16 protein-coding genes and 1 pseudogene are annotated in these 14,968 nt (G+C 70.7%); 12 read left to right on the top strand and 5 right to left on the bottom strand.

Annotation, left to right across the window (positions count from 1 at the left end; translation table 11 throughout):
- Window positions 1-140: 140 nt before the first annotated feature.
- A complete protein-coding gene (locus tag IH09_RS23235; protein ID WP_052859390.1) occupies window positions 141-443 on the top strand; it encodes a hypothetical protein in 303 nt (100 codons plus the stop codon).
- A 101-nt stretch (window positions 444-544) separates the two neighbouring features.
- Here IH09_RS23235 and IH09_RS23230 read toward each other — a convergent pair whose 3' ends face one another.
- Window positions 545-1,507, bottom strand: a complete 963-nt coding sequence (locus IH09_RS23230) for a dimethylarginine dimethylaminohydrolase family protein (RefSeq protein WP_205379288.1) — start codon at window positions 1,505-1,507, stop codon at window positions 545-547.
- A gap of 198 nt (window positions 1,508-1,705) precedes the next feature.
- On the opposite strand from IH09_RS23230, the gene IH09_RS23225 reads away from it, so the two are divergent.
- Entirely contained in the window at window positions 1,706-2,743 is a 1,038-nt protein-coding gene (locus IH09_RS23225) for a hypothetical protein (protein ID WP_052859388.1), read from the top strand.
- A gap of 81 nt (window positions 2,744-2,824) precedes the next feature.
- Here IH09_RS23225 and IH09_RS23220 read toward each other — a convergent pair whose 3' ends face one another.
- Both IH09_RS23220 and IH09_RS23215 read right to left on the bottom strand, forming a co-directional pair.
- Window positions 2,825-3,562, bottom strand: a complete 738-nt coding sequence (locus IH09_RS23220) for an isocitrate lyase/PEP mutase family protein (RefSeq protein WP_052859387.1) — start codon at window positions 3,560-3,562, stop codon at window positions 2,825-2,827.
- A 204-nt stretch (window positions 3,563-3,766) separates the two neighbouring features.
- Window positions 3,767-4,198 (bottom strand): carboxymuconolactone decarboxylase family protein, encoded by a 432-nt coding sequence (locus IH09_RS23215; RefSeq protein ID WP_240150528.1) that lies wholly within the window; start codon window positions 4,196-4,198, stop codon window positions 3,767-3,769.
- Between the two features lie 221 nt (window positions 4,199-4,419).
- Here IH09_RS23215 and IH09_RS23210 point away from each other — a divergent pair, with 221 nt between their 5' ends.
- The gene (locus tag IH09_RS23210; RefSeq protein ID WP_052859386.1) at window positions 4,420-5,934 is read left to right on the top strand and encodes an aminotransferase-like domain-containing protein; all 1,515 of its coding nucleotides are present in this window, start codon (window positions 4,420-4,422) and stop codon (window positions 5,932-5,934) included.
- Window positions 5,935-6,064: 130 nt separating this feature from the next.
- Here IH09_RS23210 and IH09_RS23205 read toward each other — a convergent pair whose 3' ends face one another.
- Complete coding sequence (locus IH09_RS23205; protein ID WP_052859385.1) at window positions 6,065-6,283, bottom strand: hypothetical protein; 219 nt, start codon at window positions 6,281-6,283, stop codon at window positions 6,065-6,067.
- A 148-nt stretch (window positions 6,284-6,431) separates the two neighbouring features.
- Between IH09_RS23205 and IH09_RS23200 the strand changes: the two genes are divergently transcribed.
- The 8 genes from IH09_RS23200 to IH09_RS23165 all read left to right on the top strand — a co-directional run bounded on the left by IH09_RS23200 (window position 6,432) and on the right by IH09_RS23165 (window position 12,798).
- Window positions 6,432-7,226 carry a HipA family kinase gene (locus IH09_RS23200; protein WP_052859384.1) on the top strand — a complete coding sequence of 265 codons (795 nt, stop codon included), beginning with the start codon at window positions 6,432-6,434 and terminating at the stop codon, window positions 7,224-7,226.
- A complete protein-coding gene (locus IH09_RS23195; protein ID WP_052859383.1) occupies window positions 7,223-7,861 on the top strand; it encodes a TetR/AcrR family transcriptional regulator in 639 nt (212 codons plus the stop codon). Before IH09_RS23200 ends, IH09_RS23195 begins: the two co-directional genes overlap by 4 nt.
- 369 nt (window positions 7,862-8,230) lie before the next feature.
- A complete protein-coding gene (locus tag IH09_RS23190) occupies window positions 8,231-8,737 on the top strand; it encodes a SigE family RNA polymerase sigma factor (protein WP_052859382.1) in 507 nt (168 codons plus the stop codon).
- 65 nt (window positions 8,738-8,802) lie between these two features.
- The gene (locus IH09_RS23185) at window positions 8,803-9,627 is read left to right on the top strand and encodes a hypothetical protein (protein ID WP_052859381.1); all 825 of its coding nucleotides are present in this window, start codon (window positions 8,803-8,805) and stop codon (window positions 9,625-9,627) included.
- Window positions 9,628-9,799: 172 nt separating this feature from the next.
- Window positions 9,800-10,678: a dioxygenase family protein gene (locus IH09_RS23180; RefSeq protein WP_052859380.1), complete on the top strand. Its 879-nt coding sequence runs from the start codon at window positions 9,800-9,802 to the stop codon at window positions 10,676-10,678.
- A 2-nt stretch (window positions 10,679-10,680) separates the two neighbouring features.
- A complete protein-coding gene (locus IH09_RS23175; protein WP_052859379.1) occupies window positions 10,681-11,214 on the top strand; it encodes a carboxymuconolactone decarboxylase family protein in 534 nt (177 codons plus the stop codon).
- On the top strand, window positions 11,211-11,756 hold the full coding sequence (locus tag IH09_RS23170) for a carboxymuconolactone decarboxylase family protein (protein WP_052859378.1): 546 nt from the start codon (window positions 11,211-11,213) through the stop codon (window positions 11,754-11,756). The genes IH09_RS23175 and IH09_RS23170 overlap by 4 nt, the downstream gene beginning before the upstream one ends.
- 64 nt (window positions 11,757-11,820) lie before the next feature.
- Window positions 11,821-12,798: a quinone oxidoreductase family protein gene (locus IH09_RS23165; RefSeq protein ID WP_052859377.1), complete on the top strand. Its 978-nt coding sequence runs from the start codon at window positions 11,821-11,823 to the stop codon at window positions 12,796-12,798.
- Between the two features lie 108 nt (window positions 12,799-12,906).
- Here the strand turns inward: IH09_RS23165 and IH09_RS23160 are convergent, their stop codons facing one another.
- Window positions 12,907-14,268 (bottom strand): molybdopterin-dependent oxidoreductase, encoded by a 1,362-nt coding sequence (locus tag IH09_RS23160; RefSeq protein WP_110952525.1) that lies wholly within the window; start codon window positions 14,266-14,268, stop codon window positions 12,907-12,909.
- Between the two features lie 331 nt (window positions 14,269-14,599).
- On the opposite strand from IH09_RS23160, the pseudogene IH09_RS23155 reads away from it, so the two are divergent.
- Window positions 14,600-14,968, top strand: a pseudogene (locus IH09_RS23155) (VOC family protein); the annotation flags it as partial.

Here is a 14,968-nt window from a genome sequence, read left to right as displayed (position 1 = left end):
GCGCGTGCCCATTCCGTCAGGTTCATACACGAGATCGTACAACACTCATGACTCCTAAAGGACACTCATGGACACTTACGTGAGAGCAGTTCCTGACCCTCGGCCGGAAGGCGGCTGATCGGCTGCCATATCCTCCTACCGTGGCGAACTGGCGGCGGTCTCTGGGTGACGCGTTCCGGCATCTGGACCGGACCCTGGGCGGGCAGCGGCGTCCGACCCGGGTCCAGAAGTGGGTGGCCCGTCACCCCATCGGCGCCGGTCTCTGCGTGGCCGTTCCCTTCACCCTCTTCTGCTTGCTGCTGTCACGTGCGGACGAACCCGACGATCCCCTGTTCGCCGTGTTCTTCGGGCCGGCCATGGGCCTCGTCTTCGCCCTCACGGCCGTCTCCGAGCGGCTCCGGCAGCGTCGGCTCAGGCGTCTGGGGATCTGGGACGGGTCTTGAGAGGGCCGGGGGCCGGGCGGCTACTCCGCCGGCGACCGGTACGGCGGAGCGGAGCGGGGCGGCGCCGCACCGGGCGACAGGGGAGTGGGGACGCAGGCGTCTCAGTCGACGCGGGTCAGCGGCTGAGTGGAGCACCGGAACGAGCCGCCAAAGCTCCGCGTGATGGCGAAGTCGACGTACTCGACGTGCACACCGCGGTGTTCGAGCTGATCGGCGATCCGTGAGAAAATCGGGTCGGTCACGTAGACCTCGGAGCTCAGCGGCAGGCCGTTCGTCCCGAGCGCTACCGCCTCTTCCTCGGATACGGCGATACGGTCCCAGTCACGCAACACCGCGGGCAGGCCCGCGGTCAGCCGTTCCTCGCAGACGAGCAGCAGCCCCTCGCGGATGAGACCGAGCGCGCAGTCGAGGTGGAGGACATGCGGTCGCAGCGGCACCTGCTCGACCGTGAAACCCTGCGGCTCCAGGAACTGCCTGAGCCATCGGAAACCGGCGGGGTCGGACGCCAGCCCGGAAAAGCCCACGAAGACATGCGTGCCGAGCACCAGCACATCGCCGCCTTCGATGAAGGGGCCCGGCCCGTCCGAGCCGTCACCGTCGGCGAGTTCGGGAATGGGCGCGGCGACATAAGCAGCCGTGCCGGGCAGGGCGCGCTCGCGCAGAACGGGCCTGCTGGGCAGCACTTCCAGTCGACGGTGACGAAATCGCGGATTCCCTTCGATGACGTTGGCTCCCACCGTGAACCACGGGTCCCGGACGAAGAAGTTGCCGTACCCCGCGGGGCCGGCAGCGGCCTTCTCCGCTTCCGTCATCAGACGCGGCCGCAGGACCTCCACCCCGTGGCGCTCCAGCACGGTCTTGAAGTTCTCCCGCTCCGTCTCCCAGGCGCGCTGCCGCTCGGGAAACGCCTCGGCGTGCTCTTTGCCCTGCATGGTGAGCACGGCCCGACGGTCCTGGGCGCCCAGGGGCCGCAGGATCGGATCATCCGGGCGGATCACATCCGGGGCGCGGAACTCGCTCCGGGCCAGGACCACGGTCCTGAGGCCCGCGAATTCACTGTCCACATGAACGGGATACCCGGTCATTCCTGAGTCCTCTCGTCGGGCGAAAGCCGGAGCACTCCAACTGACTTGGCGTAGGGAGTGCCAACACACCGGCAGTCGTGCCCCCGCGGACATCCGTTGTGCCCTTCCCGCCCTTGTCCGGCGCGCCGGTCTCTCCTAGACAGGGGGCAACGACGCGAAGTGCCGAGGAGTGGGTGCGTGCAGGACCGGAAGCAGGACGTGAGCACCGGGCAGCGGCAGAGCGGGGAGCGGCGCAGACCCGCGTCGCCGGAGCACGGGGCCGCGGCGGGGGTCGCGGCGCACCTGCCGGAAGCCCTGTCCTCGACGGAGGTCATGGCGCTGCAACGCTCCGCGGGCAACGCCGCGGTCGCCCGCCGGCTGGCAGTGCGGCGGCCCGCCGCTGGTGCGGGACCGGCCCGTGCGGTGCAACGCCGTAAACCGTCCGCGAACGCGCCCACGGAGCACTACGCCGACAAGGCGCAGGACCACCCCGAATGGCCGGTGTTCCAGAACCTGATGAAGGCGGGCGGCTTCCCGGCGGACGTGATCGACAGCGCCTGGCAACTCCTGCTCGGGGGCGTCGGGGAGCAGGACCGGCTGAACCAGGAGTCCGCCGACCCGGCCCTCGGCCCCGACGAGCGGCGGGCGCACCGGGCCTCGAACAGCTGGTACCGGGAGCTCGTCAATCTCGTGGGCGACCATCTGCGGATCGGCACGCCCACGATGGCGCTCTGGTCGGGCGGCTTCGACGTGAGTGTCTACGCACACGCGAAGGGGCACACCTCGCTGGAGTTCACCCGGCTCGGGAAGGTCGTGGACCAACTCGAACTGCACGCCGACTGGAAGCTCCAGGCGCCGCTGTGGAACGTCCTCTCCCGCGCTTTCGTCGAGCGCGCGACCGGTCCCGTCCATGTGTATCTGCGGGCCTACAACCCGGACAGCGTCCTCATCGCGCAGGAGATTCCGCAGTTGCGGATCATCCAGCGGCTCAATCCCGCGGTCACCCTCCGCTGGCATCCGCTCTACACCACACCCGACGGCGCGATAAAGGAAATCTCCCAGGACCTGCGGCTGACCGACGATGCCGCCTACAGCAGCCGCGATAAATGCGTGAGCGTGATGTACCACTATCTGCTGCGTTTCCACGACGAGAAGAACGGCAAGGCGGCCATGGCCTACGGGGAGATGAACGAACTCCTCGCGAAGAACGTCAATCCGAAGGCGGAGACGAAGTAGCCGTACCGCGCGCGACGGCGGCGGGGCGAGGGGCCCGACACCCCTCGCCCCGCCGCCATCGGCCCCGCCGTTTCGCTTCCGTCAGTCCGCGTCCGGCTGCCGGATCTCGTCCCGCAGCCGCTCCGCCTGGCCCGTCACGGCCGCCATCGCCTGGCGGTACAGGTGGGGGCCGAAGGTGACCCGGGAGGCGCCCAGGGCGCCGAGTTCACCGGGGGCGGGGCCGCCCGGTCGCGCCAGGGCGTTGACGGGAAGGCCGATTCCGGCGGCCAGTTCGGCCAGCAGCGGCGGCGGGGCGAGGATCGGATAGACGCAGTCGGCGCCCGCCTCGGCATAGAGCCGGCCGCGCCGTACCGCCTCCTCGGTGCCCTCGACCCCGCACAGGAACGTGTCGATCCGGGCGTTGATCACCAGGGAGTCGCCCGCCTCGGCCCGTACCTGCGCCAGCCACTCCGCCTGCCGCTCCGGGTCCGTCAGGACGTGGGACGCGTGATCGCTGTCCTCCAGGTTGCAGCCCACCGCGCCGGCGTCCGCGAGGCGGCCCACCAGCTCCTTCGCGGAGAGCCCGTATCCGGCCTCCACGTCCGCCGTGACGGGGATGTCCACGGCCCGCACGATGCGGGTGATCGCGGCGAACATCTCGTCCGGCGGCGTCTGCCCGTCCTCGTGGCCGAGGGTGGCCGCGATGCCCGCACTGGGCGTGGCGAGCGCCGGGAATCCGGCGTCGGCGAAGACCTTGGCGCTGGCCGCGTCCCACGGGCCCGGGAGGATCAGGGGCAGGGATGAGCCGTGGTGCAGTGCGCGGAGTGCCGCAGCCGTCATGAAGGACCTCCTGGGGTCGTCCGGACCGCGGTGCTCCCGCGGTGCCAGGCGTGGGTGGGGGTGTGGGTGGGGGTGTGTGGGGGAGTGGGGGAGGGCGTCCGGGGACGGGCCGGGGCCCTCCCGGCAGCCACGGCCGGCATCGTTGCCGGCGACGACGCGCGGACCGTGGGGCGGGCCGATAACGGGATCAGGTCGGACAGCACCTCACTCCTGTCCCGGGGCCCGCCGGGTGGTCACGCCGAAGCGGTTCCAGGCGTTGATGGTGTTGATGACGGCGATGAGGTGGGCCAGCTCGGCGTCCTCGAAGTGCTCGGCGGCGCGCTGGTACACGGCGTCCGGGACGAAACCGTCGGTGAGGACGGTGACGGCTTCGGTGAGGGCGAGGGCGGCCTGTTCCTTGGGGGTGTAGTAGGCGCCGGCCTCCTCCCAGGCGCTGAGCAGGTAGACGCGCTCAACGGTCTCACCGGCCTTGAGGGCGTCCTGGGCGTGCAGGTTGAGGCAGTACCCGCAGCGGTTGAGCTGCGAGGCGCGGATCCTGACCAGCTCGACCAGTGCCGGGTCGAGCCCCTTCCGCGCCGCCCTGTCCAGCGCGTTCATGGCCTTGAAGACCTCGGGCGCGAGCTTCGCCCACTGCATCCGGGGGCCGTGCGCGCCATGCGCGGCGATTGCCGCCGATGCCGTTGCCGTCGATGCGGGTGTGTGTGCGGATACAGGTGTAGGTGCAGGTGCGTGCGCTGGTGTCGCTGATGCTGCCGGTGCCATCGGCGTCGCCGGCGCCGCCTGCCCTTCCTGCGTAGAGAGTGTCGTCATGGTCACCACGCTACGGTGCCAGTGGCACAGCGGTATGGTCCACTTACATGGACAATTCATGGGCCACTTTCGGCCGTGACCTGCATCTGGACCTCACCGGCGCCGGTGGGCCCCGGGCCGCCCTGATGCGTGCCCTGCGCGACGCCGTCCGCACCGGGCGGCTCGCCCCCGGCACCCGCCTGCCGTCCTCCCGCTCGCTCGCCGCCGACCTCGGCATCGCCCGTAACACCGTCGCCGACGCATACGCCGAGCTGGCCGCCGAGGGCTGGCTCAGCGCCCGGCAGGGCTCCGGCACCCGTGTCGCCGAGCGCACCGTGTCGCGGAGCGCGCCCCCGGCCCGGCGCCCCGCCCCCGGCCCGGACCGGCGCCCCGGCCGGCCGCGCTGCGATCTCACCGCCGGCACCCCCGATGTCTCCTCCTTCCCGCGCACCGCCTGGCTGGGCGCCGCCCGCCGCGCCCTGACCGCCGCCCCCAACGAGGCGTTCGGCTACGGCTCGGGGCCGGGCCGCCCGGAGCTGCGCACCGTCCTCGCCGACTACCTCGCCCGCGCCCGCGGCGTCCGCGCCGACCCGGACCGCATCGTCATCTGTGCCGGATTCATGCAGGGGCTCGGACTGATCGGCCGGGTGCTGCGCGCGGAGACCGGCAGCGGCCACGGCCCGGCGCGGCGCACGGGTACGGGGCGGCGGGGCGCCGCGCGGCACCCCGGCACCGCGGGCGAGGGCTGGCGGCCGGGCGACGGCCAGCTGGCCGTGGAGTCGTACGGCCTCCACCTCCACCGCGATGTCATCACCCGCGCCGGTCTGCGCACTGTCCCCCTCCCGATGGACGAACAGGGCGCCAGGACGGGGGAGTTGGCGGCGCTGGACGATGTCCGGGCGGCACTGCTCACACCGGCTCACCAGTTCCCGACCGGCGTGTCACTCCACCCCGACCGGCGCGCTGCCGCCGTGAACTGGGCGCGCGCCACCGGGGGACTGATCCTGGAGGACGACTACGACGGCGAATTCCGCTACGACAGACAACCGGTCGGCGCCCTCCAGGGGCTCGATCCCGACCACGTCGTCTACCTGGGCACCGCCAGCAAGAGCCTGTCGCCCGCGCTGCGGCTGTCCTGGATGGTGCTGCCGGACCGCCTGGTGGATCCGGTGCTGGCGCTCAAGGACTCCGGTGAATGGCCGGTCGGCTGGCTGGATCAGCTCACCCTCGCCGAGTTCCTGTCCTCGGGCGCGTACGACCGGCATCTGCGCGGGATGCGGCTGCGCTACCGGCGGCGGCGCGATCAGCTGGTGGCGGCGCTGGCCGAACACGCGCCGCACATCGGGGTGACCGGTATCGCCGCCGGGCTCCATGTGGTGCTCCGCCTGCCGCCGGGCACCGAGCGGGACATCCTCCGGGCGGCGGAGCGGGAGGGGCTGGGGCTGGAGGGGCTGAGCCAGTTCCGGTACGCCGAAGCGGTGCAGCAGGCACCGGAGTTCGACGGGCTGATCGTCGCCTACGGGAGACCGCCGGACCACGCGTTCACGGGAGCGCTGGAGGCGCTGCTGCGAGTGCTTTCGTGAGTCATGCGAGTGCTTCCGTGAGTCCGGGGACGAGAGGGCCGCGGGCGCCCCGGCCCGGACCGGGCCGGCCGTGCGGCCCGCGCTCACCGGGCCCGGCGCGCGACGTGGCCGACCGCGAGACGGTCCGCGCCTATCTGGAGGGCGGGCCCTCTCCGGCATACCGGGCGCGCGCCCGCTCCAGGGCGGCGTCGAAGTCGCGCTGGGTGTCGTCACACCAGTGCAGCAGGTCGGCGAGGACGTGCTGCAGGGTCTCGCCGGGGCTGCGGCGCCAGCCGTCGCCCGAGAGCGTGTAGGTCTCCAGGGCCGCGTTGGCTCGTTTCACCGCGGCCTCGTGCTCGTCCGTCGTCACCGGCGTCGTCCCCTTTCATGGAAGCCCAAAAAAACTATAGTGCGCTGTATGTTTGCAGCGCATGCCATTTTTTGCTGAGGCGAGCACGAGCGACCAGGGCACGCGAGCAACCAGGACACACGAGCGACCAGGACAGAGGCGGGAGCGCATGGAGACATCCTCGGACGGGCTCCGCACGGTGACGGCCGTCCGGTATGTGACCCCGCTGCGGAGCGGCGGCTCCGTCCCCGGCGTCGTCGAGGCCGACGACCTGGGGACGTACGTGGTCAAGTTCACCGGCTCGGCACAGGGGCGCAAGGCGCTCGTCGCCGAGGTCATCGTGGGCGAGCTGGCGCGCCATCTCGGGCTGCGGATACCGGAGTTGGTGCTGGTGAACTTCGATCCCGCGGTCGCCGCCGGAGAGCCGCACGAGGAGGTGCAGGACCTGCTGCACGCCAGTGCGGGACTCAACCTCGGCATGGACTACCTGCCGGGAGCCGCCGACTTCACGCCGGGTGCGGCGGACACCGACCCGGTGGAGTCCGCCAGGATCCTCTGGCTGGACGCGTTCACCGCGAATGTGGACCGTACGGTGCACAGCTCGAACCTCATGACCTGGCCGACCTCCGGCCACCAGGAGCCGCGCCTGTGGCTCATCGACCACGGCGCGTCGCTGGTGTTCCACCACCGGTGGGAGAGCGCGGCGGACGTGGTCGGCAAGGCGTACGACTTCCGGTCGCACGCGCTCGGCTCGCCCGGCCTCGACATGGCGGCGGCCGACGCCCAGCTGGCGCACCGGGTGACCCCGGAGCTGCTGCGCCGGGTCGCCGCCGCCGTACCGGACGTGTGGCTGGCCGGTGAGCCGGGGTTCGGCACCCCGGACGACGTCCGCGACGCCTATGTGACCCACCTCGCCGCCCGTGCACGGGTGTCCGCCCGGTGGCTCCCCGGGGACCTGCCGTGAGCGAGGGGCTGCGGGAACGGAAGAAGCGGCAGACGCGGCAGCGTATCTCCGAGGCGGCCCTCGGCCTGTTCGTGGCGCGGGGCTTCGACCGCGTCACCATCGCCGAGGTCGCGGCGGCGGCGGAGGTCTCGGTCAACACCCTCTACAACTACTTCGAGGCGAAGGAAGACCTCGTCCTGCCGCCGGACGAGGCGTCCCCGCAGCGGCTCGCCGATATCGTGCGCGCCCGGCAGCCCGGCGAATCCGCCGCGCGGGCGGTGCTCGGCCGGCTGCGGGACGAACTGCGGCGCCATGAACGGAAGGTGGGCCTGACCGCGGGCTTCGGCCCCGTATTCGCGATGATGCGGGCCGCCCCCACCCTCACCGCCCGCCTGGAGGACCTCGGCCGGCAGATGACCGACGCCCTGGCCGCCGTCCTGGCCGAGGAGACCGGAGCCGCGCCCGGCGACCGGACGCCGTGCGTGATCGCCGGCCAGATCGGCTGGTTCCACTCGCTGGTCTACGGCGAGATCGGCCGACGCATCGAGGCGGGCGAGCAGCCCGCCGCGATCGCCGAGGCCCTGCTGGAACTCCTCGACGTCGTCGAGGAGACGCTGAGCGAACGCGCGCTCGGCTACGCCACCCGCGAAGCCTGACGCCGCCGGTACGCCGTCGGCCCCTCGCCGTCACGTCGGCGGCGCGGCGCCTTCGCGGGTGAGCGCGGCGCCCCCCGGACGGTGCAGCGGCGGCTTCCGTTCCAGCTAGCGGCGGCTTCCGTTCCAACGGGCCGGCCGCGGTGGAGCGGGGCGGTGTCCCGCGGGCCCGCCCGCGGGGCGGCGCCGGTCCGGGTGGTGCCGCCGTCGGCCGGGCGTCCTCCCTCCCCTCCCGCGGACCGCCGTCGACGCAGCAGCGGTGAAAGAGAAGGCGAAAGAGAAGATGCCTGGCCCGCGCGACATCCTGCCGCCCTACGTAGTCATGAGGGGTATGCACGGGGATCACAGGACAACGGAACAGGCGGAAACCGAGTGAAATCAGCACAGGAGGATGAGTATCTGGAGTTCGTGGCCGAGAGGGCGAAGCCGCTGTACCGCTCGGCGTACGTCCTCGCGGCCGGCGACACGCATCTCGCCGAGGACCTGGTCCAGGAAACCTTCAGCCGGGTGTACGTGCACTGGAAGCGGGTGGCCCGTGCGGACAGCCCGGCGGCCTACGCCCAGACGGTTCTGGTCCGCACCTTCCTCAGCCTGCGGCGTCGGCGGAGCACCGGCGAGCGCCCCATCGGGAACCTGCCCGACGGTGCGGCGCCCGGCCCGGACACCGCACTGCGGCTCACCCTGCTGGACGCGCTCGCCCAACTGCCGCCCCGCGACCGGGCGGTGCTGCTGCTGCGCTACTGGGAGGACCGCAGCATCGAGGAGACCGCCAAGATGCTCAAGCTGAGCAGCAGTGCGGTCCGCTCCCAGGGCACCCGGGCACTCGGCAGGGTGCGCGCGCTGCTCGGCGACAGCCTGTCCGACCTGGTTCCGCACTGAGCACCGTGCACGCAGGTCAACACCGCCACACAGCCCCTACCAGCGACAGCAAAGGTGACGCCAGCATGCCGTTCGAAGCAGACCTCGCACATGCCCTGGACCGCACGACCGACTCCCTCGAACCCGATCTCACCACGCTTCTGGGCGGGGCCGTCGAGCGCGGGCGGAGCCGCCGGCGTCGGCGCAGCGCCGGCGCCATCGCCGGAGTCGGCGCCTGCGCCGTGATCGCGGCAGCCGGCCTCGTGATCCCCGGCGCGCTCATCGGGACCCGCTCCGCAGGATCCGACATGGAGCCGGTGGCGCTGGCGATGCCCCGTTCCGCGATCAGTGGCGCCCAGATGATCGACGCGGTGAAGAAGACGTTCCCCGGGAGCCGGTTCGCCAAGGAGACCGGGCAGAGCAACAACCCCTCGGATCCGTCCGGCGGATGGGTCGCCAACGGCGCAGTGGACGCCAACGACGGGCACGGCGCCGCCAACGTCGGGGTCTCGGCCCTGCGGCTCAAGCTGCCGCTCAGGGACGGCGAAGGGCTGAACTGCGATAATACGGCCGGGCGCGCCGAGGTCGGCGACACCTGCGAGCTGAGCGAGCTGCCGAGCAGCGCCGCGCTTCCCGGCGGAGCCCTGGTGATGTCCGAGAAGATCGCGGAAAGGCGGCCGATCGGCTCCGACCCCGTCCCCGACTCCGACATCGCGCACCGCTGGACGACGACGGTGACCCTGAAGTCGACCGGCGCCCAGCTTCAGCTGGTGCAGTGGAACACCGCCGGCGACTTCGGTGGCGGAAGCCTGCCGAAGCCGACCCGTGACGCTCCCCCGCTCTCCCAGAAGCAGGCGGTGGCCGCACTCACCGGTGCCACCTGGGCGCCGATCCTCGGTGCCGTCGGCTGACGCGTACCCGCCGCGCAGGCGGCACGGGCTCGGTCAACTGACGTGAAGAGGACTCCGGTTGGCCTAGTTCCGTGCTCTATAGGGATGGTTGTCGCGTCAGGTCGTTGAACGGCATCCCGGACAGCCCAAAACTGTCCGGTGCCGGGGTGGCCTTGACAGCGGAAGAGGCGCGATGACCAACGACCTGACGGAGACCTCGATCACCGAAGCGGTGCAGCGGACCTTCGACGGCGCGGACGATGAGCGCGTCAGGGAACTGTTCGTCCGCCTGGTCCAGCATCTGCACGACTTCGCGCGGGAAGTCCGGCTGACCGGCGACGAATGGTTCACGGCCATGGAATTCCTCAAGCGGGTGGGCGATATCAGCACCCCGGCCCGGCAGGAGTTCGCCTTGCTGTCCGACATTCTCGGCCTGAGCGTTCTGGTGGACCTGATCAACCGCGAGCGCGGGACGTCGACGACGGAATCGACGCTGCTGGGCCCCTTCTACGTGGCGGGCCGGCCGACGGCGCAGAACGGATCGGACATCTCCGGTGGGGTCGCGGGGGTTCCGCTCTTCTTCCACGGCACGGTGCTCGACGCGGACGGCAACCCGGTGGCCGGCGCCCGGGTGGACACCTGGCACAGCGACGGAGAAGGCTTCTACGACGTGCAGATGCCGGAGAAGCTGCACGGCCGGCCGGCCATGCGTGCCTTGCTGACCACCGACGACCAAGGGCGGTTCTGGTACCGCTCGGTGGCTCCGCGCTACTACCCGGTCCCCACCGACGGGCCGTGCGGAGAGATTCTGCGTGCCGCGAACCGTTCGCCGATGCGCCCCGAGCACCTGCACTTCTGGTTCCATGCCGAGGGCTTCGAACCGCTGATCACCATGCTGTTCCGCAGTGACGACCCCTACCTGGAACGCGACGCGGTCTTCGGGCTCAGACGGTCCCTCGTGGTGGATTTCGTCCACCACGAGGCGGGTGGGACCGCTCCGGACGGCACCCGCATGGCCGAGCCGTTCCAGACGGTGGAGTGGACGTTCGCGCTGGCCCGCAAGGAGAACTGAGGGTGTCCCGCATCCCGCTGACCCCCGTCGAGTCCCTCACTCCCACCGCCCGCGACTTCCTGCGCCGCCGCGGTGCACTGAACGTCTTCCGTCTCCTGGCGGGCGCCCCGAAGGTGTTCGACGGCTGGAGTGCGATGGTCGACGCGCAGCTCGACGGCGGCTCCTTCAGCCCTCGGCTCCGCGAACTGGTGATCTTGCGGATCGCCCATCTGCAACGCTGCGCCTACCAGATCGCCCAGCACACCGACGTGGGCCGCGCAGCGGGAATCAGCGATGCGGAGATCAGCGCGCTGAGCGCCGAGGGGCCCGTGCCCGGCTTCGCCGAGCCGGAGAACACCGTGCTGATCTTCGTCGGTGAGCTGTGCACGACCGGCACGGTGACCCAGGAGACCTTCGCCGCGACCCGAGCCGTGCTCGACGAGGCCCGGCTGACCGAACTGCTGCTGCTGATCAGCCTGTACTACGGACTCGCACTGGTGTTGAACGCGGCCGAGCCCGACATCGATGACCAGGCCCGGCTGGAGACCTCCCCATGACCCGGATCGGGTACTGCGCCACCATGCCGGACGAGGTCCGCAAGTTGGCCGCCGAGCGCGGGAACCTGAACGTCTACCGGGCGCTGGCCCACGCCGGCCCGCCCTTCGCCGGGTGGATGCTCGCCGGCCGCGCCGCGCTGACCAGCAAGGTCGTCCCCGCACGGCTGCGGGAACTGGTCATCTTGCGCACCGGACACCTGATGAGGTGCCCCTACGAGATCGCGCAGCACACCCCCATGGCCGAAGGCGTGGGCATCGGCTCCCGGCAACTCCGCGCCCTCGCCGCCGACGGCCGCCTCGCCGACGGCGGGTTCACCCCGACCGAGCTGACCGTGCTGGAGATGACCACCGAACTGGTCACCACCGCATCGCTGACGCCCGCCCTGCTGGACCGCGTGCGCGAGTCGCTCGGCGACGAGCGACTCCTGGAGGTACTGATGATCATCAACCGGTGGAGCGGGCTGGCCTTGATGATCAACGCGCTCGATGTGGACATCGACACCGACACGCACTTCTCCATGCCCACCGACGATCCCCACTGACCAACCCCACTGACCAACCCCACTGACCATCACCCCTGACGCAGTGAGCGAAAGGACGGCGAGCATGCGCGCGCTACGTTTCGAGCGGTTCGGCGGCCCCGAGGTGCTGTCCGTCACCGAGGTCGCGGACCCGGTCGCCGGCGACGGCCTCGCGGTCGTCGCCGTCAAGGCGGGCTCGGTCAATCCCTCGGACGTGAAGAACATCGCCGGTGCCATGGAGGGCACCGTCCTCCCGCGCGTTCCCGGCCGGGACTTCGCGGGCGTCGTCCTGGCAGGACCCGACGAGTGGCTCGGTGCCGAGGTGTGGGGCACCGGGGGCGACCTCGGATTCACCCTCGACGGCTCGCACGCGGAACGCCTCGCCTTGCCCGTCGGCGCCCTGGCCCGCAAACCCGAAACCCTCGACTTCGCCGAGGCGGCGACGGTCGGCGTGAACTTCGTGGTCGGCTGGCTCGGCGCGATCGAGACCGCCGCACTCACCGCGGGCGAGACCGTCGCCGTCTTCGGCGTCTCGGGCGGCGTGGGCACGGCGGTCGCGCAGATCGCCCGCGCCGTCGGCGCCCGTCCCGTACTGGGCGTCGACCGCCACGCCCCGGCCGACGGCACCGCCGCGGCCGAGATCATCGACGAGTTCGTGCCCATCGACGCAGACACCGATGTCGCCGCCGAGATCCGGCGCATCACCGGCGGCCGGGGCGCCGATGTCGTCTACGACGCCGTCGGCGGCGTCACCACACCCGCCGCGGTGGCGTCCCTCGCCCACCGCGGGCGGCTGGTCGTCATCAGCGCCGTCGGCACCTCCACCGTCGAGATCGACCTCACCGACTTCTACCACCGCGAAGCGCGGATGCTGGGCGTGGACAGCCGCAAACTGGACGCCACCGCCTCCGCCGAGCGCCTCGGACGGATCACCCCCCTCTTCGCGCGCGGCGAGTTCACCCCACTGCCGATCGCGCAGACCTACGGCCTCGGCCACGGCCCGGACGCCTACGACGCCGTAGCGCAGCGGAAGGTGCGCGGCCGGGTCGTCATCCAGCCCTGAACCCGAATCCACCGGTCGTCGCGACCCCGGCTCCGGCTGAACACCACGCTCGGCTTCGTGGAACAGTCCGAGCCCGGGAGGCGATCCGGCTCCGGCCGATGCGCCGGATCACGGCATTTCGCTGGCCGGGTCGACGATCAATTCCAGGGGATAGTGCCCGTTGTAAACCAGTCCGTGCTGGTTCCATGCGACATCCTCGGGGCGCGGCTGGATGTTGCCGGCGGTGTCCTTGGCGCGCGTCATGATCCGGTAATAACCCGGCTGTACGTTCTGCCAGGGCAGTTCGAAACGTACCCACATGAGGGGCTCGGGTGTGCTGAGGAGCTTCGCCTCGTGCCACGGAATCACCGTGGTCCATTCCCCGGGTTTGACGAGTTTCTCCACGGTGACATCGACGCGATCGATGGCTCCGGAACCGGACCAGGCGCGACCGTGCAGCGTGTGGTCGCCCGGTGTGAGGGTGCGTTCGGGATCGTGCTCGACGGCGCTGCGAACGGGGCCGACGGTGGGTCGGACAGGGGTGGGATAGGCGGGTCCGGTCAATACCTGGTTCTGCGCCGGTCCCGTTACCGGAATACTCCGTTTCGACACCTGGATCTCGCCCAGCCATTTGACCATGTGGTTGGCGGACCACCCGGAGAACAGGACGCGCAGCGGATATCCGTGGTCGACGGGGAGAGTGGTCCCGTTCATGCGATACACCAGCAGCGTGTCGTCCTTGAGGGCCTCCTCGGCGCGGACGACCTGTGAGTAGTGGGCCGTGCCGCCCGGATAGCCGGGACCGGAGATGTTGTCGAGGCCGGTGAACTTCACTTCCACCGCACCGTGGACCCCGGCCGCGGCCAGCACATCCTTGGCCCGCACCCCCGTCCACTCGGCCGCGGTCACGGCGCCGAAGTGCCACTGGGTGAACCCTTCCGGCAGCCACCGACCGCCGCTCCCGGAGGGCGGGAGCTTGGGGAAGAAGGACGCACAGTTGGCACCGCAGTCGAGCGTGCGGCGCAAGGTCACCCGCTCCATCGCCAACAGCTCGGCATAGCTGAACGACCGGGGACGGGTGAGCGCGTCCCCGGTAAGTTTCAGGCGCCACGTATCGACGTCGATGGCGGGTGGCTTCGCCCGATTGTGGATATAGGACCGGTCATTCGGGATCGTATCCCCGTATGGCTGACCGGGACCGCCGAAGACCGCGGCGCCGACCGGGCCCCACTTCATCTCATACGAACCATTTTCGCGACGGACGAAATATCGGGATGGCGTCGACTGGTTTACGAATTCATCCTTCTCGGACGGTGGTGGTAGGAGTTCCCGGGAAGACTTCGACGCGCCGAGGTCGACGTAGGGCACCGCGCCGACCGCGGCGGCTCCCGCCGCCCAGAATCCCAGAACCTTGCGACGGGAATGCCGGAGCCCGGGCGGCAATTCCACCGCGCCGTCGTCATTCCTGCCCGGCTGGTCATGCGCTGTCATAGGTCTGCCCTCACGCACAGAATGGCTGCGTATCCCTTGCAGTGATCCCTATTGGGCTGGCGATAGAAGGGAGTGTATGTCGGCAACTGTGTACACGCATGTCGTGCGTCGCGTCCGAATTGGTCGACGTCCTGTGCGGAAAGTCGGCTGCTCCGGTCGACGAACTGGCCACAGCGACGGGAACGGCCAGGACGCTCAGCAGTCACGCGACCCATCCGACGCGTCCCGGGCCGCCGGCTACCGAAAGCGCCGCCAGGAGCCTGAGCGGTGTACGCGAAGGACGAGCGCAACCCGGTGGCGTTCGGCGGGGAGATCGGGAAGGCTCGCTCGCATGGTTTCGGTATTGCAGAATGTGGCGATTGACTGTGCGGATGCTTACGAGCTTGCCCGGTTCTGGAGCGGTGTGACCGGCCGTCCGCTGGATCCGGAGGACGGACCGGGCGCCCGGGAGACTCGGGTGCTGCTGGCGGAGGGCCCGGTGCTGTACTTCAACCAGGTGCCCGAGGGGAAGACGGTCAAGAACCGGATCCATCTGTGTCTGCGCCCGGAGACCTCCCGCGATCAGGAGGTGGACCGGCTGCTGGCTCTCGGCGCCACCTTGGTCGCCGATCACCGGAATTCCGATGGTTCGGGTTGGGCAATCCTCGCAGATCCCGAAGGCAACGAATTCTGTGTTCTGCGCAGTGAGTCCGACCGGGCC

The sequence above is a fragment of the Streptomyces celluloflavus genome (assembly GCA_000720995.1).
GTDB lineage: Bacteria > Actinomycetota > Actinomycetes > Streptomycetales > Streptomycetaceae > Streptomyces > Streptomyces celluloflavus.
The sequence above is the reverse complement of the archived record's forward strand: the minus strand, read 5'-3'. Positions and strand labels throughout refer to the sequence as shown.